We start from the raw sequence: 277 nt of genomic DNA on the forward strand, positions 1-277 counted from the left end.
TGAGTGTTCACACAGATTGATGGTTTATACAGTTTAAGAGATGGAACATCCCCCAAGATGTTCAACTTAGTGTCCCGTTCGTCTAGAGGCCTAGGACACCGCCCTTTCACGGCGGTAACAGGGGTTCGACTCCCCTACGGGATACCATTGGGTCGTTAGCTCAGTTGGTAGAGCAGTTGACTTTTAATCAATTGGTCGCAGGTTCGAATCCTGCACGACCCACCATTATCTCAAGATATGGGGCTATAGCTCAGCTGGGAGAGCGCCTGCCTTGCCC

2 tRNA genes are annotated in these 277 nt (G+C 50.9%); both read left to right on the forward strand.

Annotated elements, in window-relative coordinates:
• Nucleotides 1-71 precede the first annotated feature (71 nt).
• Nucleotides 72-147, forward strand: a tRNA-Glu gene (locus AKJ31_RS21710).
• 2 nt (nt 148-149) lie between these two features.
• A tRNA-Lys gene (locus AKJ31_RS21715) sits at nt 150-225 on the forward strand.
• Nucleotides 226-277 lie beyond the last annotated feature (52 nt).

This window comes from Vibrio hepatarius (genome assembly GCF_001274785.1).
Lineage (GTDB): Bacteria > Pseudomonadota > Gammaproteobacteria > Enterobacterales > Vibrionaceae > Vibrio > Vibrio hepatarius.